Raw genomic sequence first — 23,615 nt, 5'->3', positions numbered from 1 at the left:
AAAAGGAGGTTTACATCCGAGATTTACTCTGACCCGACTTGGGATGCGGTTTGGGAAGACTCGACTACTACTGCCTTTTCCTGCGCCTCAATGCACAACGCCGCCGCTTTAAAAGCGTGTTCCTGAGACATAGCATTTTCCGTTCCATTTAAACAGTCAAGAATAAACTCACCAAAATACGGAAAACCGACTTTACCAGAAAGTGCAAAGTGCTTTTCACCCTGCTGATTCACTAAATATAAATGATTCGAAGAAGGGCTTCTTGCAATATCAATGTATTTTCTAATTTCGATATAGCCTTCTGTACCAAGAATAATGGCCCTGCCGTCCCCCCATGTTCCCAGACCATCAGGTGTCAGCCAGTCTACCCGGAAATAAAAGGTGGCTCCGTTATCCGCTACAAGTGTGGCATCTCCAAAGTCTTGAAATTTCGGGTATTCCTTATGTGAATAGTTTGCCACTTTACTATGCAGAACTTCTGCATCCTTAGCGCCTGTGTAAAATAAAAATTGTTCAATCTGGTGGCTTCCGATATCGCACAGAATCCCTCCAAAGTATTCCGGGTCAAAAAACCATTCCGGTCTGTTTTTCGTGTTCGAACGATGCGGTCCTGTCCCAATGACCTGGACGACTCTGCCGATCGCTCCCTGGTCGATCAGCTGACCTGCAAACACAGCACTTTCAACATGCAGGCGCTCACTATAATAAATCCCCCACTTCAAGCCGGTTTCTTTCGTTTTCTTTTTTGCATCTTCGACCTGTTCACTTGTAGTAAAAGCTGGTTTATCTACAAAATAATTTTTTCCATGATCGAGCACTTTCAGGCCTAACGGACCCCGTAAAGATGGAATACTGGCACTGGCAATCAATTTAATTTCCTGATTTTCCAGCACTTCCTCTTCGGACGCTGCTGCTCTGGCATGAGGAAATGCTTTGATGAATTGTTGAATCTTTTCTTGATCCTCATCATAAACGATGACTGCCTGTCCCCCTGCTTCGGTGAGCCCATAGCACATTCCATAAATATGACCGTGGTCTAGGCCGATAATGCCAAATGAAAATTCTCCCTCTTCGACTACCTTATTTGGTTTTCCTTTCGGTGCATAATTCATTCCATCTGCTTGATTAGACATTCATCATTCCTCCTCTTAAAATAGCAGCTAATACTGACCGCCGGTTGTAATTTCATTATCTTCAAAGCCTTTAACCGTTTTTGTTTTCTCGTAAAAATGAATGGCATTTTCAAGAACACCGGCACGGTCATAAAATAGATTAGATTCAGTTATTGGCAATTGGATGGTTCGCCCTGTACTTGCTGATTCATAGACTGCCATAATAATTTCCAGTGTTTGACGCCCCTGTACTCCATCAACCAGCACGTTTTCTCCGTTCTCAATCGCCGTCAGAAAATCATTGATTTGCCCGGTGTGCCCTTCAAATTCCAGCGCAGGATAGTTTTCGTACACCTCATGGATTGTTTTTTCAAGATCAGTGTTCTTCTTTTCAAGCGGAAATCCATTTTCTCTTCCAGCTTCAGCTCTCACCTTCCACGGAACAGATACACGGCCTTTTTCACCCTGGAAAATAAGCTGCTGCTCCTCTCCATGATGAACGACAGAGCTCGTCACCTGAGCAAGAGATCCATTCTCATAGCTTAAAATAGCGATCGATAGATCTTCCACCTCGGCATTATCATGCAGGGTGTTCGTCGTGACAGCTGTAACGGATTTCGGCTGCCCCATCATCCACTGAAGCATGTCAATGTGGTGAACTGCATGATTTAACGTACAGCCGCCTCCTTCTTTTTCCCACGTCCCCCGCCACCATAGATCGTAATAGCTGTGGCCTCTCCACCAAAAGGAATCTACTTGGGCATGCGCAATTTTTCCGACCAATTTTTGCTCTAGTACATGTTTGAGCCTCATAATGGGAGTTAAAAAACGGTTTTGTGCAACAACTGAAAGAATTTTATTGTTTTCCTCTGCTGCTTTTATCATTTCGTCGCATTCCTTTAAAGAAGAGGCCATTGGTTTTTCGACAAGTACATGCTTGCCTGCCTTCAAACAGGCAATTGCGATTTCACTATGTGTAAAAGGGGGGGTGCAAATGGATACTGCATGAATATCTGGATCTCGAAGAAGTTCCCGGTAGTCCTCTACAATTTTCACATTTAATTGATGCTCTTCAGCTATTTTTTTTGCATTCTCCGGATAGATGTCCGCCAGTCCAGTAATAGTGCTGTTTTTCTTTAATATTTTATATCCATTCACATGAGAAGAAGCAATGGAACCTGTACCGATAATCGCAATATTTATCATTTGACCTTTCCTTTCTCTACTAAAATAGATGTTAAGTTTGATATTTACCCCTTAGCTGCAGTCCATGCTGTTTTCGGTTACCTCTCCTTTCAATAGTCTTCAAAAGATAGACTTAGATTTCGCAGAAGATGTTCGAAACCAAAAGCTGCTTTTTGAAAAGTAAGTGCTTTCAAAAACCAGTATAGCAACGGCAACTTAATTTATCCAGCAAACAAACTAACTTTTTAGAAAATTATAAAAATAGGTTACAAATACCTATTCTCATGCTTATACAGTGAAGACACGTCTTCCTGTACACTATTTATTTTAAAGAAACACGAGCAAACATTATGCATGAGATTTGTTGTTAAACGTGGCATACTAATAGTATTTCATTGATGAATATCTGTTGAACACATTCGAGATTTTACTTATATAAAAGCAAGGAGTTATGCTGATGAAACTTGGAATATTGGACCAGGTCCCTCTTTCGAAAGGTCAAACCGTTCAGAAGACCATCGAACAAACGATCGAGCTGGCTATAGAAGCAGAAAAACTGGGCTATATCCGCTACTGGTTTGCCGAACACCATAATACAAATGGGCTGTTAAGCGCTTCACCAGAGCTTTGGATCACCCGTATTGCATCGGAAACGTCAAAAATAAAGGTTGGTTCCGGTGGAGTTCTCCTGCCTCAATACAGCCCTTTAAAGGTAGCAGAAACGTTCAAATCTTTAGAGGCATTTTTTCCTGATCGGATAGACTTGGGGATCGGGCGCTCACCGGGAGGGACAGAACGGACAAGAAGCGCATTAACCGATGGAGCGGACAATAATCTTGACGAGTTCCCCAGACAGGTGGATGACCTGATTGGCTTCTTGCACAATCATCTCCCTAAACAGCACCCTTATCGAATGGTCAAGGCAACTCCACGTGCAGGAGATGCCCCTCCTGTCTGGATTCTTGGTTTATCCCCCTCGAGCGGAAAACTCGCCGCCGAAAAAGGGGCAGGCCTGACATTTGGTCATTTTATTAATCCCGATAAGTGGGAAGCCACTCTTGCAGCTTATCGTGAAAACCTTAAGAAAGAGACTGAAAAGGAACTGGTGAATGCCTGTGTGTTTGTCGCATGCGGGGAAACGGAAGAGGAAGCAGAAGAAATAGCGTTAAGCCAGGATATGTGGCTGTTGGGATTAGAAAAAGGAGATACACAAGTACCATCGCTTGAAGAAATTAAATCAAAGGCTGTATCCCAAGAGGACCGCAAAAAAATAACCCACAATCGAAGAAGAGCAATTGTGGGCACACCTGAACAGGTTAAAGCAGAATTAGAAGCACTTAGCGCAAAATACGGGATTGATGAATTCCTGATTATTACGAATACCTATCTTCATGCGGATCGACTTAAATCTTACCGTCTCATTGCAAACGTGATGAATATCTGACGCAGTGCTCCGTAAAATTAATAATTAAAAAGAAGAATGTCTTCAGCTGGGCTTGGAAGACATTCTTCTTTATTAGTTGGTGACTTAAATTTTTTGTGATCTGTTTATTACAATGTGCCAACAGTATCTTCACCTATATAACTGATTTCGCTAAAATAATCTTGAATAATTTCTTCATCCGAGTGAGGAATTTCTTTTCCTTTTACAATCTGAGCACCGTTGATGCATCCGCTTGTTAAAATGACAATGTCATCATTACCTGAAAGCTCAAGGGACGTGATGACGCCTTCTTCTCTTGTTAATGAAGTATAGATATTTGAAGCTGTTTGATCCGAAAATCCTGTCATAACCTGGTTTACAATTTTTTTGGGATCATAAAACCCCGGGTGATCAACCGTCACGACAATTTTATCCGCTTTTCCTTCAATGGTTTTTGCCATCAGAGGCATTTTATTAAAATCCCGTATTCCTATACCAGCGATCATGACAATCAGCTTTCGGTGATCAAGTTTTTTTGCTTCTTCAATTAAATTTTCCAATGCAACCGGGGTGTGGGCATAATCCAGTATAATTTTTCTTTCTCCATATTGATCAATAACCTGAAAGCGTCCTGCCGGATTTTCAATTCGAGCAAGTGCGGGGAGCATCGTTTCAATATTAAACCCATTAAAGATTCCAACCCCAATTGCCGTCAGTAAATTCGCTACATTATAATCACCAAAAACAGGTGAATGAACTATATATGAACGGTTCTGGTATACGAGTTCAAAAGAAGTCCCTTCCTCAGTCACGTGGATTTTGTCCGCAATTAAATCTGCTCCAGAGGTTGTCTTTAAGCTGTAAGTCAGCACTTCACCCTGTGCCTCATTAATTAGATCTCTGCCCATGCCTTCATCGTCATAGTTTATGATGGACCGGCTCGCCTGTTTAAATAGCTTCATTTTTGCTTCCTTATAATGCTCAAAAGTTTTATGATACTCCAGATGCTCTGAAGACAAATTCGTATGAATCGCGATGTCAAAATGAATTCCTTCCACTCGCTTCTGGTCTACTGCTATTGAGGAAACCTCCATTACTGCAGCCTGATCCTGCTCTTCACTCAGGAGCTGAAAGATATGGTGCAAGTCAGGGGCTTCAGGAGTTGTCGGGGTGCTTTTCTTAAACGTAATCTGTCCTTTAGAAGAGCAGATGCCATTTGTTCCAATCGACCCGGCCGGCACATCCAGCTGGTTTAATAATGAACGGACAAAGGTTGCCACCGTTGTTTTTCCATTCGTTCCAGTTACACCTATTGTTTGCAGACTTTCATGTACGTGATTGTAAAAGAAAATAGAAAAATGGGCCATTGCATAACGAACATCCTGAACAAGGATGAAGGTACAGCCAGGATACTCTTTGCTAAGCACTTCAAATTGACCAGCATCTGTTCCTGCGATTAGAATTGCGCCATTTTCGATCGCTTCAACAATATAATCATGTCCGTCTGCATTTTCTCCTTTTATACAGAAGAATGCAGAGCCATTTATAATAGCACGGGAATCGAATGCAATTGAGGTAATGGGTCCCTCCAATGTACCGTATTGCCTGAGAAGTCCTATTTTATCTTGTAGTAAGTTTTGTATGTTCATCGGTTATCTCCGTTCATCCATCGATTTTCCGTGATTAGGAAAGGATAAGTATGATACTTGTCAGTAGTTCCTATTCCTATACCCCGTTTTCGACAAGTTATGCATTTGAATACTCTGCCCATCAAAAACAGGCCAAATGGCATCGTTCTTCTAAATGCGTACATCATTAGAGTAGGCAGATTTATGATTTTTATGAGTTCCTTTATGTAGAAGAAAGTATCTGAATCAAAACCTTTGTCCCTTAACGCTGCTTTAGAGTAGAATAAGAAAGGAAATCTGTTTAATGGGGGATTCATATGGTCAGCATTCGAGAAGCATTACAGCGGGATCTTACAGAAATGGCAGCAATTTATAACCAGGCCATTGAAGAAACGGTTGCGACATTTGATTTGCGCAGACAATCAATTGAAGAAAGACAGACGTGGTTTGACAAATACGGGGGCCGGCATCCCTTGATTGTCGCTGAGCTTGATGGCAGGATTGCCGGTTACAGCAGCCTAAGCCCTTTTAGAGATAAAGAAGCGTATTCAAATACAGTAGAGCTGTCTATTTATATTTCTCCTGACTTTCAGGGAAAAGGGATTGGCAATTTATTAATGAAGGAAATTTTACAGCGGGCAGCATCGCTGGACCACCATGTAGTCATTGGAGGAATTACGGGCGGCAATGCGGCAAGCGTAAGACTTCATGAAAAGTTCGGATTTGAATTTGCAGGGTGTTTTAAAGAGGTGGGCTTTAAGTTTAACCAGTGGCAGGATGTCCACTTTTATCAGTTGATCATAAGATCTTAGCCTGTTTTTTGCAGCAGAGTAAAGGTAAACTCTGCTGCAGGAAATTTAAAAAAGATTATTTACAGGCGGTCTCCAGCATTTTTTGCTTGTATATAGCCATAATAAGCACATGTTCCATGCTCATTTAGATCCTTCACTTCAAAGCCGCATTGTTTGTAAAAATCATAATTATCGGCTGAAGTATGCGCAAACCAGTCACCATGAGGAAGTTTTGCCACGCAAAGTGAAACAAGTTTTCGCCCCACTCCCTTCCCCTGCCACTGTTTTTGAACGACAAGATCCATAATATTTCCTGCCATAATTTTATCTGAAATGACCCGTACCATTCCGACCATTTCTTCTCCGCTCCAGACAGTAAATGCCCACGCAGAGTTTTGAAATATCAAAGAAAATTTTTCCATCTGCCAATTTGGTACATTTCTTACCCAGCCTGCTTCTTCAAAAAGCTTCTTTACTTGTTCTGCAGGCACACCGGATGTGCCTTCTCTGATAATCAGCCCTTTGTAATATTGGTACATTCTATCCCTCCTCTTTAACTAACCCTACCTGTTTAATCTTTCCTTTTCCATCCTTAATTTTACTAATCGTACGGCGTGCAGCATAATCACACAAAAAAGCCGGAACGCATGGGTCCCGGCTTTTCCAGCAATTGAACTATTCTGCTTTATACAATCTTGACATCATACTTTTCAAACCAGCTGTTCATTTGTACTAAATGCGCGATCAATTGCGGACCAGACATCAGCTGGCCAAACCATGGTGCTTGAAAAGAAGATCCTTGCGTATCAATCAATTCCTGCAGTTTATTGTGAGAAAAAAAGGCCAAGATTGGAGCGGACGGTCGATTTATTACGCCTTGCAGCATAGCGGTAACTGCTTTTGTGTAGACAGGGTGATGCGTTTTTGGATAAGGGCTTTTCTTACGGTAAAGAATTTGCAGCGGCAGAGTGCCTTCCAGCGCTTTACGCAAAATTCCTTTTTCCTGACCATTAAGCATTTTCATATTCCATGGAATATTCCACGCATACTCGACCAGCCGATGATCAGCAAACGGAACCCGGACTTCAAGACTTGCCCCCATGCTCATGCGGTCTTTCCGATCCAGCAGCGTTGTCATGAACGAAATCATATTAATATAGGACATTTCTCTCCTGCGCATTTCGGTGTCTGTTTCCCCGTCCAGATAAGGGGTTTCCGCGATCATTTCCTTGTACCTGCTTTCTGCATATTCTGACAGATGCAGTTTGTTTTTCCACTCCGGCACTAAAAGTCCTTCTCTTTCTTTCTGCGATCTCATCCACGGGAACTGTCCTGCATGCAGCAGTTCTTCCTTATAAAACCATGGGTAGCCCCCAAAGATTTCGTCTGCACACTCTCCTGACAGTCCAACTGTGAAATTAGATTTTATTTCTTCACAGAACCACAATAGAGACGAATCGACATCCGCCATTCCCGGAAGGTCCCGCATGGTCATCGCGTCTTCAAGCCGCTGTGCCAGCAGTTCGTTGCTCATGACAGAGGTACGATGGGCAGAACCTAAAAAATGCTGCATTAGCTGAATCGCAGGTCCATCTTCATTTGGCTGAAAAGCACTGGCTTTAAAGTAATGACTGTTTTGCTCATAGTCGATTGAATAGGTGCTGAGTGCACCCCTTCCTTCTTTTTGCATAAAGCTCGAGGCAAATGCGCTGATTGCGCTTGAATCTACTCCGCCTGACAAAAATGTACATACCGGTACATCTGCCACTAATTGCCGCTCCACCGCATCCTTCAGTAAGTCGTGTACATGTTTTGCTGTTTCTTCAACAGAGTGAGGATGCTCTGTGCTTTTTACATTCCAGTACCGCCATTTTTTTAAACCATTTCGACTGAACACCATTGCATGTGCAGGACGAAGTTCACTGACCCCTTTAAATACGCCTTTGCCTGGTGTACGCGCCGGCCCTAAACCAAACAGTTCCTGAAGTCCTTCTTCATTCACTTCTGCTTTAACATCCGGATGGGCAAGTATCGCTTTCAGCTCCGAGCCAAAAAGGAAAGACGATCCTTCATGCCTGTAAAATAAAGGCTTGACTCCTAAACGGTCACGGGCCAGAAATAACTCTTCTGTTGAATGATTCCAAATTGCGAATGCAAAAATGCCATTAAAATAGCTTAAACACTCTTCCTTCCATTCTATATACGCAGTGAGCAGCACTTCTGTATCAGAATGAGACTGAAAACGATACCCTTTTTTAATCAGCTCTGCCCTGACTTCTTCTGTATTATAAAGCTCGCCATTGTAAACGAGAGTAAATTCCGTATCCCCTTTTTTTCTGCTCATAGGCTGAGCACCGCCCGCCGGATCCACGACAACAAGACGGGTATGCCCTAAAAGTGCACGGGGAGTTTTCTTTACAGCTGATGCATCAGGTCCCCTTTTTCCCAGCGTCTGCACCATTTTTTTCATCACTGCTTCTTCCTTTATGAGATCCCTGTTCCAATCCACCCACCCAGTAATACCGCACATTGCCGGATCCCCCTTTCTCTATCATCATCCTCCATATGTATGTTCGAATTCCCTTTCTATGCCATAAGTTCAGCAGCTTCGAATATCCGTTTTTTAAAAAAAGGGCTTCTTCTATAAAATATGTAGACCAACAAAAAAATCCGGCACGCTGAGCGCCGGATTTTTTATTTATTGATTGTTTTCACTTTTTCCTCAACCGTTACTACACCGCTGCCTGATCCATACACTTTATTAATCGCTGCTCTATATCGGCTGCCATTTTTTTAACTTCTTCATCCTCGAGCATTCCAACTAATGCGCTTGGTTTTGGCATTCCGATTTTCGTGCTGCCATTTTCTTCGTACACAACAATCTTACATGGCAAAAAGTAACCGGCTAAACTGTTTTGCTCTAACACATTTTTTGCTTCTTTCGGGTTGCATACTTCAAGCACATGATACGGCTGATTAAAATCGAGTCCTTTCTCCTGCAGCTTCCCCTGAAGATCAAACTGCCATAAAACTCCGAACTGCTCTTCGCTTAATTGTTTTTCCAGTGAATGAATGGCTTCCTGGCTGCTCTGTTTGGTTTCTACAGTGTAATGAAACATGCAATCTCTCCTTTTATTTTGCCTTTACACTCTCAATACCCTGCGTGGTATTTTTTAACCATTTTTCATTCATCATTTTGATGCGTATTTAGCAACCTGTTCTCCATCCACAAATACATCGGTCTCAATGAAACCGCAGCGCTGGTACGTAAAACGTGCACCATCATTATCCGGTTCATACGAGATGTAAATATACTGGTGATGTCCTGCTTTGATTGTCTCGAACTCATCAATTAGTAAATGAACCGCTTGCTTTCCATATCCTTTACCCTGATAATCTCTGTCTATCATCAGCCGGTAGATCCAGCATTCACCATCGTCCTCATCAATACCGTACATAGCAAACCCAATCATTTTGTTATCAAGATAGATGCCTTTGGCAACAGCCATGTCGAGAAATTGAACTTGTGCGAGCGAATACACATTGGGTGCAATCGATTTTTTCTGTTCTTCGTGCAGGGTTAAATTCAACGTATCTTCCCAATTATGTTTAGTGATAGGTTTTAACTGCAGCATTTTATTATCCTCTTTTCTTATTATTCAACATTCACGAGTAGACATCGGTCTACTTTAACTGTTTTTTTAATTCAAGAAGCTTTTTAAATTCCTGATCCAGCTCCTCACTGGGATTCAGGCTAAGCCTGCTGAGAACTTCTGATAATCTCATTTCCAGCTTCATCCGGTCATCCTCGCTCAAATCACGCTCGACAGCGGCTTTTGGACGCGCATTTTGGTATTCATCGTAGCGGCCATCGAACAGTGAAAGTTCATGATCTCTTATTACTATTACTTTGTCCGCCACCTTTTCAATCAGACGCCGGTCATGAGAAACGAACAATACGGTGCCGCTAAAGTCGATCAAAAGCTGCTCCAGCGCCTCTACCGCTTCTATATCCAGATAATTAGTCGGTTCATCTAAAATCAGCAAATTCAAGTCACTTAAAAAAACTTTGGCGAAAGCTGCTTTTACACGTTCCCCTCCGCTCAATACATGAATCGGCTTAAAGACATCATCTTTGTAAAAATGAAGACGGGCGAGTACCGTACGGATTAAATCCTGAGGATGGACAGACGATTCCATTACATTCTCAAGGATGGTTTGGTCCCTCTTTAAAATATCAAGGTTTTGGCTAAAATAACCTGCTTTTACTGAGGGTGAAAACGATGCCCCAGGCTCTGAGCCCATTAAACTGCGAAGAAAAGTTGTTTTTCCGCTGCCATTTTCTCCAATGATCGCGATCTTTTCCCCTCCCCTGATTCGGAAAGGTGCTGTTCGGTATAGAAACCTGCTTCCTGCCGATTGTTCATAAAAGTCGACATTCACAACATTTCTGTTGGTAATGGCTTCTTCATTCGGCAAATTCATTTTTATAGGAGCATGGTGCCGGGGTTTTTCCACCTCTTCCATCTGTTCGATTTTCGTCTCGAGCGTACTTGCTGTTTTTTGCAGCTTTTTTTGTTTCTTGGCAAAGTAAGGCTTGGAGTTTGTAGCCTGCACCCCTCCATCCTTTGGTTTTACCGTTGCCCTTTCAGCTCTCAATTCTTTTTTCCGAATCGCCTCTTCAAGCTGCCTTTTCTTTTTAACATATTGATCATATGCTTCTTCGTGCTGCCTTTTTTCCTGCTCTTTCAAAACGGCGTATGCTGTGTAGTTCCCTTTATATTCTTTGATTTTCTGATCATCAATTTCCCAAATCTTCGTGCAGAGTGCATCGAGGAACATCCGGTCATGAGAGACCAGCACTAAAGCTCCCTGAAATCGATTCAGCTGCTGTTCAAGATGTGCAAGCCTTGTCATATCAAGATTAGTGGTCGGTTCATCTGCGAAAAGGATATCCGTCTTTACAGACAAGGCATAATTAATATATTCCTGTGTAATTTCTCCGCCGCTTTTTGTGGTATCGGTTCGCTTTAATTGTGGAAGGAGATGACAGGAAGCGTCGCTTATCAGGCTGCCGCTTTCTGCTTTTCCCTGTCCTGATAAAATTGACAAAAGACTTGTTTTTCCGCTTCCATTCCGTCCTGTCAATCCAATACGGTCTCCACGATAAATCCGCAGCTGTTCCGCCTCAAATAATAAAACATCTTTCACTGATTTTCTAAGTTTATTTGCTTCTAATAGCAACATGATATCATCCCCATTTTAGTGTTAAGGGGACAAAAAAGCCCCCTGTTCGAATTCCGAACAGGAGGCATGGGTGAACAAGGGCAAAAAGAAAGAAACCTCTCCCTTTTTCCACGGGTTCTGTGCATGGACCATTCCTATTCAGAAAACGAACGATAAAAAATTGTCAGATTAAGAGAACACACTTCTCCCTTTACCCTGACGCATGTTTTATCCGATTGTTTTTCTAAAAATAGGATTAGTTCCACATCGACCCGCTTCACCCTTTCGTTTTATATTAATTTCATACTATTCCAAAGATCATGAAAAAGTCAAGGAAATATTCCGAATTAGTAAAACGCTTTATTCCACTTCAACCGCTTGCCGTTCAAGACAAAACTTATTTTTTCCGTTCATTTTTCTTCTCATACATGACCCGATCTGCAGAAATCACGGTTTTTTCAAACGAATCCCCCGGTTCCCCTATGGCTGACCCTATCGAAAAAACAGGCAGATCACGGCTGCTCGACGGCTTCGAGAGATTATGTATGTATTCTTCCGCCTTGTTACGGCACTCTCCGTACCCTGAAGCTTCTCCAAAAATAATAAATTCATCGCCTCCCCATCTTCCCGCCAAGTCTTTTGTCTCCAGCGCCTGAGTGATTTTATTCGCTGTCCGTTTAAGCATTCGGTCTCCCGCTGCATGCCCAAGACTGTCATTGACTTGTTTAAAATTATCACAGTCGATCATCAGTACAAAATAAGGAAAAGAACTGTTTTTTCTTCTTTTCTCAATCTTTTTCAACATAGCACGACGGTTATATAAATTAGTCAGTGGGTCTTTTTCAGCATAGTAGACCGCCTTATCATGCTGGAGACCTGTTAAATAGGCTACAGCCCCAAGAATGGGATAACCCACCCACCCAATTGGATCAACAGCACCCGTTTTAATAAAGTAATAAAGTACATAGACAGTTTGTATCACAACGGTCAGCAGAATCGTCGCAATTCTTCCTTTTATTTTCATCCAATCACCTATTTGAAATTGACATTGCCGCTTCAGGTTCAAATTATGAAACCGCACGGCCGGGCTGAATTAATCGTTCAAACTCGTCAGTTGGAACTGGTCTGCAAAAGTAAAAACCCTGTGCCTCTTCACAGCCTAATAACTTCAGCAGGTCGAGCTGCTCTTTTGTTTCGACCCCTTCAGCAATTACTTTCAAGTCAAGACTTTTCGCCATAGAAAGAACAGCAGATATAATCGCTTTATTTGTGGAGATATGATGAATGAATGACTGATCAATTTTAAGAACATCCACATGCATCCTGTGCAAATAGCTGAGAGAGCTGTATCCTGTTCCAAAATCATCAATGCTGATCTCAATCCCGAGACTTCTCATTTCCTGCAAGGTGTTGTTAACATACTCCTCATTTTTCATCACGATTCTTTCTGTTATCTCAAATTCAAGTGAAGATCCTTCAATTTCATATTCCTTTAGCGTCTTTAAAATGAAATCTATAAAGTCTTCCTGAAAAATACTTTCAATGGACAGATTGATCGATACTCTTTCCAGGTTTATAGCCTGGTTCTTCCATTGGGATAACTGTCTGCATACTTTGCCAATCACATATCGTTCAAGAGAAACAATCAGCTTCGTCTCTTCAGCAATGGGGATAAACACGCCAGGCGATATAAAGCCGCGGTCGGGATGGTTCCATCTTAAAAGTGCCTCAGCTCCTGTAATGGCGGAATCCTTAAGCTTATACTTAGGCTGATAGTAAACAACTAAATCTTGCTGTTCAATCGCCTTTCTTAGATCGTGCTCCAGGCTTAGTTTACTTTCAGAAACTTCAGCAAAATCGGTTTGATATTCTGTCCAGCAATTTCCTCCTCTTGCTTTTGATTCACGCATGGCCAAATCTGCATAGATATGAATATCTTCTCCGTTTTCCGTGTGCAGAGGGTAAGAAGCAATTCCTATACTTGCACTTAGCACGATTTCGATCCCATTAATCGTCATTGGTTGTTTAAAACCTTCTACGACTAAGTTCGACAGTTCTTTGCCATTTTTTTCTTTTGTCACGATCAAAAACTCGTCTCCACTAAGTCTCGCCAGTAAAGAACTTTCTCCCTTGCTGGTTTGCATAAGCTTTTCACTGATTTCAACGAGCAATTGGTCTCCAAATGAATGGCCAAAGGTGTCGTTAATTCGTTTAAATCGATCAAAATCAATGACCAGTATGTCGTAGGAGGACTTTAAACCAAAATGTGTTTTTATCTTGTGTTTAACCATTCTTCTGTTTGGCAGCCCTGTTAATTCATCGTGATATGCCAGGTATTCAATTGTCTTTTCTGAATTTTTACTGTCTGTAATATCCTCGACAATTCCAAATACACCGATTAATTTCCCATTCATAATCGTACGTGTGGCCGTGATTCTCACATACGCTTTTTCTCCGTTTTTTTTATTGATCTGTGTTTCAATATTTGTCGTTTTGCCGTTTACAATAGAACTTACATTTGGTCTGATCTTTTCCTTTTGAGGACTGCTGAAAAAGTCCCGCACCGTCATGCGCAGCAGCTCTTGCTTTGAAAATCCTGATAAAGCCGCTGCCTGTTCATTAACATCGATTATTTTCCCTGTCAGATCAATTGAAAACACCGCCAGAGGATTATGATTAAATAAAGACTGAACCGAATTTGTATTTCTCAGCAGGATTTGATCCCCGTATATATCCGGAACCAGCATAAGAAGAAGGTTTGCACCAATCACAAAAATAAATGGGGCTAAGAATAAATAAGGTTCTGAGGCCGTTTCATTCAACTTCTCAAAATTCACTAAACTCACCAAAATGATGTAAGGAATGCCCGCAAGAGCTATACCCGCTAAACAGCATCCGAAGAACTTCCATTTATAAGCTACTTGCGAGAATTGTTCATTTGTAATTTGAATGAGAAAACGAAAAATGGATAGAGACGTACCCAGGGTCAATAGAATGGTGACAACTAAAAAAATCGGTGTCACCTCAATTAGATCGTTAAACAAAATGTAAAAACCTAAAGAATCTGCCCCAACGATACAAAGGGTAATAATGATACTGACAGCGATATAATGAATCTTTTTTCTTATCTGAAATTGTGCCATTGATAAGGCAATATAAGATGCCGCAGTTACAAGTACATAATACATGACCATATACATAGGATAATTGGAAACGGAAAAGGGAAGATCCACTGAGGCTGCCATGAACAAATAGGTGAGCCAAAATGTCAGTCCCAGAAAAAGAGAGCCTGAAATTAATCGCCTCTGCTTGCTGACTGCTTCTTCTTTCACTCTTCTGCTTATCTCAATACCAGCAATACAGCTTCCCATTGAAAACAAAATCGTTAATAGGATATAAAGTAAATTAAAATGGTGATATTCCAGCGATGAAAAAATAGCTGTTCCCCCCAGAAAAATCTAATGACTTATTAAGGCTAATTATAACAAATAAATAGGAAAATAGTATATATTAAATAATAGTATTTTAAACCCATTATTTATTAAATATCTGAAATATAGACTAACTTTCTATCCGCTATTTGCGCGGAGGTGAAGGGAGCCGATAGTTCGTAGATGGAGGCAGGAGATTTCTATGAGGGTGCAGGCAGCGGCTTACTTCAGGACAGCAGGGAAAATGAAATCTATCATGGCAAATCAGCGTGTCCACGCAAGCGCAGTGAACCCATAAAAAAGCCTGAGACATATTGGTCCCAGGCCTGTGCAAAAGCAGTTAAATTTCGGGCATATTACTCTTTACTCTCTTTTTTATTAACCAGCATTTCATAGATGGATTTTAGGGCAGCTGCGTCCAGGTCAATATTATTTTCGTAAGCGTATTTCATTGCATGACCAAGTGAAAATGTCATCGTGCCGGCTACGCTCGCCGCTGCAGCAGACCCTACTCCAGGGAAGGTCTTTACAATTTGTCTAAATACACTTTTTCCTAGATTTCCTGCCGCAGTAGCTAAAGCCAGCTCCTTGGCGCGTTCTTTAGACAGGGGCTTTTCATAGAGTGCAGCAAGCTTCACCATCATTCCAACCTGTATGGCAGTTATGGGGATTATATCAGCGCCCGGCAGCGGTGAGGCTCCAATGGCAGCAGCCGAGCCGCTTGCGCCAAGAATCCATTTATTTGCGGTTGAAGATTTTGCTTTTATACTTTTTGCGAATAGAATGTCTTTTTTTTTCTTTTTAAGCAAGTCCAGCATTTTATTTCTCAAACCGTCTATATTTTCACCTGTTTTTGATGAGACGGGAATCACAGAATGCTTTTTGTTGGTGTGTTTCTTTATATAGCTCACTATTTCAGGAATTTCATCGGCAGCATCAATCTTATTTAGTACGATTAGGACGTTTGAGTTCATTTTCTCTACTTCTGCCAGGGACTTTCTTTCTCCTTCAGACAGCACAGTTCCGGCAGCATTAAGAAAGAACAAAACAATGTCTGCTTCTTTATAAAATTTTATCGTTGTCTCTGAATGCTCACGTACGATGTCATCCAGGCCGGGGGTATCCACGAAAAAAATCCGGTCTCGATATTGATAGCGTTTGACATTCTTCGTCTCCCCCGGCTTTGCACCAACCTCTGCAACGTCATCTCCAATCAATTTATTTATCGCAGAAGACTTCCCTGCATTAACATCGCCAACCATGGCAATTAACACTTCCTGGTCCAGCTGTTCGTTCACCTTTTCCATTTCTTCTTCAAAATATTGATCAAACGAAGCGAACTCTTCTTTATTGTAGGTATTTTCTGAAACCATGTCTGCCTGCCCCCTATTACTGCTTTTTTATTTTATTCCGGGATCTTCAATCGTATTTAAAAGTTCCACTTCCAATTGCCCGCCGTTTTGGGCTTCGTGGTATTTTTCAATATGCCAATTTTGGACCAGACGCCTTAAGCCTTGTTCTTCGATCCATTGATGAGCGGTTTCGTATGTCTTCCGTATATTTTGAGAAGTGCCTCTATGCAGAATCGAAACGTACGTCTGAGGCGGTATTTCTTTTGTGACCATCCCGTCTGGAATCTCCGAAAACTCTGAGACTCTTATGCCGATCCAGTACCCATCCTCTTCTATTGATTGTTCATTCACCACAAAAGCTCCAATCTGCTGCTGTCCTGCTATCTTATTCCGAATTTCATTAGCTCTCTTCTTTAATACAGCTGCAGCTTTTGAGATTTCTTCTGGATACTTTTCACCCTCACAAAAAACACGAAACCCGACTAATTTTATTTCCTCTTCTTTTAAAATCCTTAGTTTATCCATTTTCTGACCGCTTTTTTTCCATTAACCAGCAATCTCGGTATTCCCCTTCATGCCATTCATGCTTTTCCAACAGCTTCACTTTTTGAAAGCCGCATTTTTCATATACATGAATGGCGCGCAAGTTGCTGACACGGGGGTCCATTACCACTCGAGCAGCACGCTTATGTAAAAATAGATAGTCAGAGACTGCCTCTATGATTTGAGTGCCGATCCCCTTATTCCAGTACTGCGTTTCTCCAATAAACTGATCCATGCCTACGACCACTTCTTCATTAAAATATCCATAAGAATACATTGTTCTGCTATCAAGCTCATAAAACTGCAGATAGCCTACCCTGCAATCGTCATAGGTTATGATGCATTTCGTTTCCTTTTCAAGTTCTCTGAAAAACTTCTGCAAAATGTTCTCTTCATTAAATAAACGATCACGTCCTTCATAAAAGCGCAATACATCAGGATTTGACAGCCACTTCTTTAAAAGAGGAACGTCCATTTTTAAGATAGGTCTCAAGGTGATGGATTGAGACCTTAGCAGCGGCCGGCATTCTTCTGTCTGTTCGTTCACCCATTTTCCTCCTCACAACCTAAAGGATGTATATAGTAAGTATAACGAGTATTCAGATAATAGGAAAGAATCGCTCACGTTAACTTAGGACGCTACTGTCAGTCATCAAGCGGTCCGCTGAAATTAAAAAAACTCCTCCTTCCCATTTGAAGGGAAGTCAGGAGTCTGTTTAGAAGCTATGCTTATTTTGCAGTTCCTCAATCGCACTTTTCAGGTTTTTCTTTATGGTCATTCCTTCAAATTTGATGCCAATCTCAACGACAGCTTGCGCGATTTCCGGGCGAAGGCCTGTTAGAACAGTTTTGACCCCAATAAGTTTTAATGAGTCAATGACCTGGGAAAGTTCATTGGCAACCATAGTATCGACCATTGGGACCCCAGACAAATCAAGAATTAAAGTAGAATTACGCAGTTCAAGGCATTTATGAAGTGCGACCTCCTTTAAAATTTTTGCCCGTTCATCGTCTAGTTCTCCGATCAATGGCAAAATCGCTACGTCATTGGACAAGCCCACAACAGGAACCGAATACTCAAGTACCGTGCTTTGAGATTTTTTAATACTGTCCTGATAGTTTTTCACATAAGCCAGACTAAAAACCTGACCTGCGTGATCAATAATAGGATTCATAATCAAGCCGATATCTATCACCTGCTCAGGTGAGAGGACAATCTCTTCCAGGTTTTCCTTGATGGCAGTCCAAATCACCGTCCGCCATGAAGTCAATGTAGTCATCGCATCATCCAAAGGAACTCCACGGGAAACAGCCGCTTCGCCTGAAAGTCTTGCCCATTCTTCTGCTTTGTCCCAAACGGATTGAGACGTATTTGTCCGAACGGCTTCACCAAGATGCTTAATAAATTCGGCCCGCCATTGGTTCAATTCAATGATTTCTTCTTCTTTGACACTAGAGCGGACAAAATTCTTATCTAAATCCTCATTCATTTTCTCAGCTAAATGATAGCTTTCCTCTATAATAAAAGTTCCGACTTTATTGATGGCATCCATGGAAATTCCTCCTGCTGCTCGATTTAAAAAAGTATAACATACTTGAATAAGGTTTTTTTAACGGCCCCAAACTCGTTTAAGACTTCATGGAGAAGGAGGGGCCGCTGATATCAATTAAATACTGTCCTTTTTATTACAGGCTTGAGATCGTATCTGAAATGGCATGGGCAAGTGTTGACTTGATCGTCCCCTCTTCAAACCTTATACCCAATTGAACGGAGGTTTGTGCAATTTCAGGGCGGATACCTGAAATTGTCGTTTCCACGCCAATCAGCTTAAGACCGGTCATTAAATGGGATAGCTGCTGGGCAACCATTGTATCAATAATTAAAACACCGGATAAATCAAGGAATAAATGCGTCACTTGTTTTTCCATACATTGAAATAGTGTGCTGTCCATAATAATCCGGGCTCTCTCTGTATCAATATCACCTATTAATGGAAGCAGAGCCGCTCCTTTATGGAGTACTATAACAGGTGAACTTAATTCATTGATCATCTCTTTTTGAGACCTGATTTGCCGTTCGGATAACAAAAACGTTTCTTCAACAAACAATGTGATGGCATGATCAACCGCTCTTGTCAACCGATCGCGCCATTCCTCCATTCGTTCCAAAGACACCTGATCGTTGCTTTTACAGGTATAATCTCTAATATAAGCCAAATATAAATTTCTTACCCTCATAAACTCTCTGATAATTTTATGTATAGGCGTTTTTTGATGCTCTCTATCCTCGGCAATTGACTTTGCCCATTTTTGTATTTCTGTATAATAGTATTCTTCTTCATTATTAAAGATCCGGTTGACCAGATAGTTAAATTCAAGGTTTTGTTTCTTAAGCCCCTTTATTACGGCAGGGTTTTTCGAAGCATATACCGCATCAGGATCTTCTTCTTCTATTGTTTCGTACCATTCTTCTGATATCTTTTCAGAATGATCTTTTAAATAGGCGTATAATGACTTATCTCTATCCATGTGGTTCTCTCCTTTAAAAGCTGGGTGTGCTGCTTATAGAAGTTTTATTGATAGTTAGATTTTATCACGAAATTCAATATATGGAGAATTTAAACTTTTTTATTTTCTAATCTCTCTGCTGCTTCTACCGGAGTGAGTGACAGAATTCATAGACAATGAACCTAAATTGAATCATACTAATGGGTAGCTAAACGAATGAGAGGGTAAAGTGATGATACGTAATCGTAATGTCTGGATTCTGCTGACGGGTGAATTTATTGCCGGTGTAGGTCTTTGGCTTGGAATAATAGGTAATTTAGAATTTATGCAGGAAAAAATTCCTTCTGACTTTTTAAAAGCAGTCATTTTAGCAGCCGGGCTTCTAGCAGGTGTTGCCATCGGTCCGCTCGCTGGAAGAATTACCGATCAAATGAAGAAAAAAACCGTAATGCTTGCGTCAGGATTAGTTCGGTCCGTAAGTGTTGTTTTTATGCTTATTGCCATTGAAACAGGTTCAGTATGGTGGATGGTCGTATTTCTTGTCTTTATCCAAATGTCCGCTGCTTTTTATTTTCCAGCTCTTCAGGCAGCGATCCCTCTTGTTGTAAAAGAACAGCAGCTTCTTCAGCTAAATGGGATTCATATGAACGTGTCGACGCTGTCACGTGTCTTGGGAACAGCAATCGCAGGAATTTTTCTTACAATCATGTCACTTTCCATGATTTATGTGCTGTCCCTCGCTGCTTATGCCTTGCTTTTCGGTGTAACCTGGCTCTTGAAAATTGACGAAGAACAAACCAAGCCATTACCGGAAGAAGCAAAAAAATTAAACACCGGTTTTAAAGACGTTTTCCCTATCATTAAAGGACTGCCTATCGTCCTTATGACATTGGTGCTTACGTTGATTCCACTGCTGTTTATCGGTGGTTTCAACTTAATGGTGATTAATATAAGTGAAATTCAGGACAGTGCTTCAATTAAAGGATGGATTTATACAGCAGAAGGATTATCGTTTATGGCCGGCGCCTTCTATATTAAAAAGCTCGGAGACAAATTTTCTCCTTACGCCATTTTGTTTACATTTTCATTTATTATAGGGATTTCTCAATTCCTTCTATATTTTGCGGATATTCCATTCATGACGATTTTGGCTTTTATTGTTTTCGGCTTTTCAGTCGGATGCTTTTTCCCAACTGCCGCCACGATTTTTCAAACCCGTGTCCCAAAAGAATTTCACGGACGATTTTTTTCATTCAGAAATATGCTCGACCGCTTGATCTTTCAGGTAGTCTTGCTGCTGACAGGATTTTTGCTTGATATGATTGGTCTTCAGCTTATGGTTGTGGTTTTTGGTGTTTTATCCTTTGGCATGACGTATGTTTTCTATGTTAAATTCCGCCAGCTAAAAAGCGGCAATTCACTCAGCAACACTCCTGGTGGAGACATCGCTTAAACGTATGAAACTTTTTTCTATCTGACGCGTATCTAATACCAGAACTGCTTGTTTAAAATAAGTTTTATTATAAAGGATGGAGCTGCTTCCATGATTACTGCGTTAAAAAAATGGATTTACAGAGATAAAGGCAAAGTTGATTTAATCCTGAACCATGATGGTGATGCCATGATTCCCGGTGGAAAAATAACAGGGGAATTTCTTTTAAAAGGACCAAAGAGCAAGAAGAAGGTGTCACGCCTTGAGTGTGATTTGATGCTGCTAGATAAAGAGAGTGGTACAGAAAAAATGATTGAAGTGGCTACAACGATTTACATGTCTAAAGTCATTGATGATAAGGATTGGACAAAGATTCCTTTTTCTTATACTCTTCCCCCTACTCTGGCAAAATGTGAACATCATGCCTCCTATCGTTTCAGAACACGACTGATTTTTGCGAATAATGTTCAGTCGATCGACCACGATGAAATCAAGCTGTCTGAAACTCATTAGAGGCAGCTAGCCAACCATTTTCCCCTTATGCAAGAAGAGGTTGGGACAAGTAGAGCTTGAGACACTTTTGTCCCAGGCTCTTTTTTGTATCTGAATAGATTTGCTAAACGACTGACAGTCTCAATCAAGGATCATTCGTTCAGGATACGTATAGACATTCATAGACTGTCCGCGTATAAATCCCACCGCTGTAATTTGAAGCTCCTCTGCGAGTTCAAGTGCTCTTTGTGTAGGGGCTGACTTGGATAAAACTATTTCACAGCCGATCTTTGCTACTTTCAGTAAGATTTCAGAGGAAAGTCTGCCGCTGAAGACGATCACTTTATCCCTGACTGAGATATTATTTTTCATACAATACCCGTAGATTTTATCGAGCGCATTATGTCTGCCGATATCCATTCGGCTAAGGACCATTCCATTAGCATTACATAAAGCTGCATTATGAACGCCTCCTGTTTGTTTAAATACAGCTGCACTCTCCTGCATTTCATCCATCAGACTGCAGCAATCTTCAGGTGTTAACTTCACGTTTCGGTCCACCATCTTTTTTGCAGACATGGCATCACTTGCAAAGACAAAGCCCTGTCTGCTTCCGCCGCAGCAGGAGGTGAGGTATCTTTTGTTCTGCAGACCCTCATATAATGGGTTGATCCGGTCACTTTCGATATGCACAAACCCGTTCGTTTCATCCAGACGAAGGCTTTTAATGTCAGTAAAAGAGCGGATGATTCCTTCTGATGCCAGATAACCGACCGCCATATCTTCGATGTATTCCGGTGTGCATACCATGGTCACGAATTCTTCTCCATTTAGTTTAATGGTTACAGCCTGTTCAGTGGCTACATCATCTGCAACCCATTCTGCATTCCCATCCTTAATTTTCAACACCTTCCTGTTTCGCGTAACAGGCTCTTTCATATTCATTCTCCTTTACGGTATGCTTAAGAAAAAGCCTGGGACAAAGTGTCTCAGGCTCTATGACCGGTGCATTGCACTTTGGAGAGGGCAGTAGCTTGAGCCTTTTCAGGTCGTTACCCTTTAAAGGCTTAAGCAGCAAGCAGCCGTCATCTCCCGCTGTCGCCGCCGCCTTCCCCTCCACTCTCTTCTAACCATTGATCTATCCTTCATTCTAAAGTGGGTTAAGTTTGCCCCAAGATTGTTTAGCTTGCTGCAGCCGTTTTAGTATTGGATTCACGTATTTTTTTAATATTGATACGAATTAATAGTGATATGGCAAGAGCGGCTACAAACGCACCTGCAAAAATGTACATGGTGAGCTGATAGCTGTTTGTCGCTTCTTCAATCCGCGTTACAACACTTGGTCCCACAAGCCCTGCTGCTGCCCACGCAGTGAGTATATAGCCGTGAATAGCGCCAAGCTGCTTCGTGCCGAACAAATCGCCAATGTAAGCGGGAATTGATGCGAATCCGCCGCCATAGCAGGATAAAATAACAAAGATTAATATCTGAAAAATGATCGCATTTGTTACATTTGGCAGGATAAAAAATGCTGCAGTCTGAAGAATGAAAAATGTAGTATAAACATTCGGCCGGCCGATATAATCCGATACAGATGCCCATCCAATCCGTCCAAAGCCATTAAACAGACCCATAATTCCAACCATAAGGGCAGCTGCTCCAGCCGTCATTCCGGCTACGTCCTGTGCCATAGGAGAGGCTACAGCGATAATGGCAATTCCGCAAGTAACATTTATAAACAGCATAAACCAAAGAGCCCAGAAACGAATGGTTTTTACTGCTTCATTTGCAGTAAGCTGCGATAAGTCGCCGGTTTTTTTATCCGTAGTTTTTTCCTCCAGCTCTTCTTTCGTCATCCCTTTAGGAAGGAAATCCTTAGGCGGCGGAGCTAAATACAGAGATGAACTGAACATCAAAACAAAATAAACCGCACCTAATAGAAAGAAAGTGTTCGAGATTCCCATGCCATTTATCAGCGTTTCAATGATTGGGCTTGCAATTAGTGAGGCAAATCCAAAACCCATAATGGCAAGACCCGTCGCTAATCCCCTTCGGTCTGGGAACCATTTTACTAAAGTGGAAACAGGCGTTATGTACCCGATTCCGAGCCCCATGCCTCCAAGGGCTCCATAAAAGAAGTATAAGAGATAAAGATTGCCTATGCTATCCGCAAAGCCTGCTCCAATCATGCCTATTCCAAATAAGATAGTAGCCACAATCCCTGATTTCTTTGGACCGTGCTTCTCCACAAAATGTCCCATAAATGCAGCAGATAAACCTAAAAATAAGATTGCTATACTAAAAGTAAGTGCTACTTCGCTTGAAGACCACCCATGTTTCTCTGAAAGTGGATTTGAAAATACACTCCAGGAATAAACTGAACCAATAGAAATGTGAATGCCCACAGCTGCTGCTGCAATCAGCCATCGATTTTTTGTTTTCGCCATTGTTGCGCTCCTTTCAGCCTGAGGGCCTCATTGTCACTTGCTCAG

21 protein-coding genes are annotated in these 23,615 nt (G+C 41.5%); 4 read left to right on the top strand and 17 right to left on the bottom strand.

All coding sequences use genetic code 11. From position 1 onward, the window contains the following. Positions 1-23 precede the first annotated feature (23 nt). The gene (locus ACQCT8_RS10825; protein WP_426870989.1) at positions 24-1,133 is read right to left on the bottom strand and encodes a Gfo/Idh/MocA family protein; all 1,110 of its coding nucleotides are present in this window, start codon (positions 1,131-1,133) and stop codon (positions 24-26) included. A 27-nt stretch (positions 1,134-1,160) separates the two neighbouring features. Further along, entirely contained in the window at positions 1,161-2,318 is a 1,158-nt protein-coding gene (locus ACQCT8_RS10820) for a Gfo/Idh/MocA family protein (RefSeq protein ID WP_426870987.1), read from the bottom strand. A gap of 436 nt (positions 2,319-2,754) precedes the next feature. Between ACQCT8_RS10820 and ACQCT8_RS10815 the strand changes: the two genes are divergently transcribed. Beyond that, entirely contained in the window at positions 2,755-3,741 is a 987-nt protein-coding gene (locus tag ACQCT8_RS10815; protein ID WP_426870985.1) for an LLM class flavin-dependent oxidoreductase, read from the top strand. A gap of 107 nt (positions 3,742-3,848) precedes the next feature. Here ACQCT8_RS10815 and ACQCT8_RS10810 read toward each other — a convergent pair whose 3' ends face one another. Further along, complete coding sequence (locus tag ACQCT8_RS10810) at positions 3,849-5,369, bottom strand: UDP-N-acetylmuramoyl-L-alanyl-D-glutamate--2,6-diaminopimelate ligase (RefSeq protein WP_426870983.1); 1,521 nt, start codon at positions 5,367-5,369, stop codon at positions 3,849-3,851. A 296-nt stretch (positions 5,370-5,665) separates the two neighbouring features. On the opposite strand from ACQCT8_RS10810, the gene ACQCT8_RS10805 reads away from it, so the two are divergent. Further along, positions 5,666-6,160, top strand: a complete 495-nt coding sequence (locus tag ACQCT8_RS10805; RefSeq protein ID WP_426870981.1) for an N-acetyltransferase family protein — start codon at positions 5,666-5,668, stop codon at positions 6,158-6,160. Between the two features lie 59 nt (positions 6,161-6,219). On the opposite strand, the gene ACQCT8_RS10800 is transcribed toward ACQCT8_RS10805, so the two are convergent. The 12 genes from ACQCT8_RS10800 to ACQCT8_RS10745 form a co-directional block, all read right to left on the bottom strand. Next, on the bottom strand, positions 6,220-6,678 hold the full coding sequence (locus ACQCT8_RS10800) for a GNAT family N-acetyltransferase (protein ID WP_426870979.1): 459 nt from the start codon (positions 6,676-6,678) through the stop codon (positions 6,220-6,222). A gap of 146 nt (positions 6,679-6,824) precedes the next feature. Further along, positions 6,825-8,669 carry an asparagine synthase (glutamine-hydrolyzing) gene (asnB, locus tag ACQCT8_RS10795; protein ID WP_426870977.1) on the bottom strand — a complete coding sequence of 615 codons (1,845 nt, stop codon included), beginning with the start codon at positions 8,667-8,669 and terminating at the stop codon, positions 6,825-6,827. A 202-nt stretch (positions 8,670-8,871) separates the two neighbouring features. Continuing rightward, complete coding sequence (locus ACQCT8_RS10790; protein WP_426870975.1) at positions 8,872-9,258, bottom strand: DUF302 domain-containing protein; 387 nt, start codon at positions 9,256-9,258, stop codon at positions 8,872-8,874. Positions 9,259-9,330: 72 nt separating this feature from the next. Continuing rightward, on the bottom strand, positions 9,331-9,774 hold the full coding sequence (locus ACQCT8_RS10785) for a GNAT family N-acetyltransferase (protein WP_426870973.1): 444 nt from the start codon (positions 9,772-9,774) through the stop codon (positions 9,331-9,333). A 49-nt stretch (positions 9,775-9,823) separates the two neighbouring features. Further along, complete coding sequence (gene abc-f, locus ACQCT8_RS10780; RefSeq protein ID WP_426870971.1) at positions 9,824-11,386, bottom strand: ribosomal protection-like ABC-F family protein; 1,563 nt, start codon at positions 11,384-11,386, stop codon at positions 9,824-9,826. Positions 11,387-11,762: 376 nt separating this feature from the next. Continuing rightward, positions 11,763-12,389, bottom strand: a complete 627-nt coding sequence (locus tag ACQCT8_RS10775; protein ID WP_426870969.1) for a GGDEF domain-containing protein — start codon at positions 12,387-12,389, stop codon at positions 11,763-11,765. 43 nt (positions 12,390-12,432) lie between these two features. Next, entirely contained in the window at positions 12,433-14,736 is a 2,304-nt protein-coding gene (locus tag ACQCT8_RS10770) for an EAL domain-containing protein (RefSeq protein ID WP_426870967.1), read from the bottom strand. A gap of 416 nt (positions 14,737-15,152) precedes the next feature. Then, on the bottom strand, positions 15,153-16,169 hold the full coding sequence (locus ACQCT8_RS10765; protein ID WP_426870965.1) for a GTPase: 1,017 nt from the start codon (positions 16,167-16,169) through the stop codon (positions 15,153-15,155). A gap of 27 nt (positions 16,170-16,196) precedes the next feature. Next, entirely contained in the window at positions 16,197-16,673 is a 477-nt protein-coding gene (locus tag ACQCT8_RS10760) for a GyrI-like domain-containing protein (RefSeq protein ID WP_426870963.1), read from the bottom strand. Further along, positions 16,666-17,238, bottom strand: a complete 573-nt coding sequence (locus ACQCT8_RS10755) for a GNAT family N-acetyltransferase (protein ID WP_426870961.1) — start codon at positions 17,236-17,238, stop codon at positions 16,666-16,668. Before ACQCT8_RS10755 ends, ACQCT8_RS10760 begins: the two co-directional genes overlap by 8 nt. 169 nt (positions 17,239-17,407) lie before the next feature. Then, positions 17,408-18,244 (bottom strand): STAS domain-containing protein, encoded by an 837-nt coding sequence (locus tag ACQCT8_RS10750; protein ID WP_426870959.1) that lies wholly within the window; start codon positions 18,242-18,244, stop codon positions 17,408-17,410. 133 nt (positions 18,245-18,377) lie between these two features. Further along, positions 18,378-19,220, bottom strand: a complete 843-nt coding sequence (locus tag ACQCT8_RS10745; RefSeq protein ID WP_426870957.1) for an STAS domain-containing protein — start codon at positions 19,218-19,220, stop codon at positions 18,378-18,380. Between the two features lie 211 nt (positions 19,221-19,431). On the opposite strand from ACQCT8_RS10745, the gene ACQCT8_RS10740 reads away from it, so the two are divergent. Next, positions 19,432-20,652, top strand: coding sequence for an MFS transporter (locus ACQCT8_RS10740; RefSeq protein WP_426870955.1), 1,221 nt, complete (start codon positions 19,432-19,434; stop codon positions 20,650-20,652). Between the two features lie 90 nt (positions 20,653-20,742). Then, a complete protein-coding gene (locus ACQCT8_RS10735) occupies positions 20,743-21,144 on the top strand; it encodes a sporulation protein (RefSeq protein WP_426870953.1) in 402 nt (133 codons plus the stop codon). Positions 21,145-21,264: 120 nt separating this feature from the next. Here the strand turns inward: ACQCT8_RS10735 and fdhD are convergent, their stop codons facing one another. Together fdhD and ACQCT8_RS10725 are read right to left on the bottom strand one after the other, a co-directional pair. Then, on the bottom strand, positions 21,265-22,062 hold the full coding sequence (gene fdhD, locus ACQCT8_RS10730; protein WP_426870951.1) for a formate dehydrogenase accessory sulfurtransferase FdhD: 798 nt from the start codon (positions 22,060-22,062) through the stop codon (positions 21,265-21,267). Positions 22,063-22,304: 242 nt separating this feature from the next. Beyond that, the gene (locus ACQCT8_RS10725) at positions 22,305-23,570 is read right to left on the bottom strand and encodes an L-lactate MFS transporter (protein ID WP_426870949.1); all 1,266 of its coding nucleotides are present in this window, start codon (positions 23,568-23,570) and stop codon (positions 22,305-22,307) included. Between the last annotated feature and the right edge of the window lie 45 nt (positions 23,571-23,615).

It is taken from the genome of Jeotgalibacillus proteolyticus (genome assembly GCF_050107735.1).
In the GTDB taxonomy this organism is placed as follows: domain Bacteria; phylum Bacillota; class Bacilli; order Bacillales; family Jeotgalibacillaceae; genus Jeotgalibacillus; species Jeotgalibacillus proteolyticus_A.
This window is presented reverse-complemented; position numbering and strand designations above follow the sequence as displayed.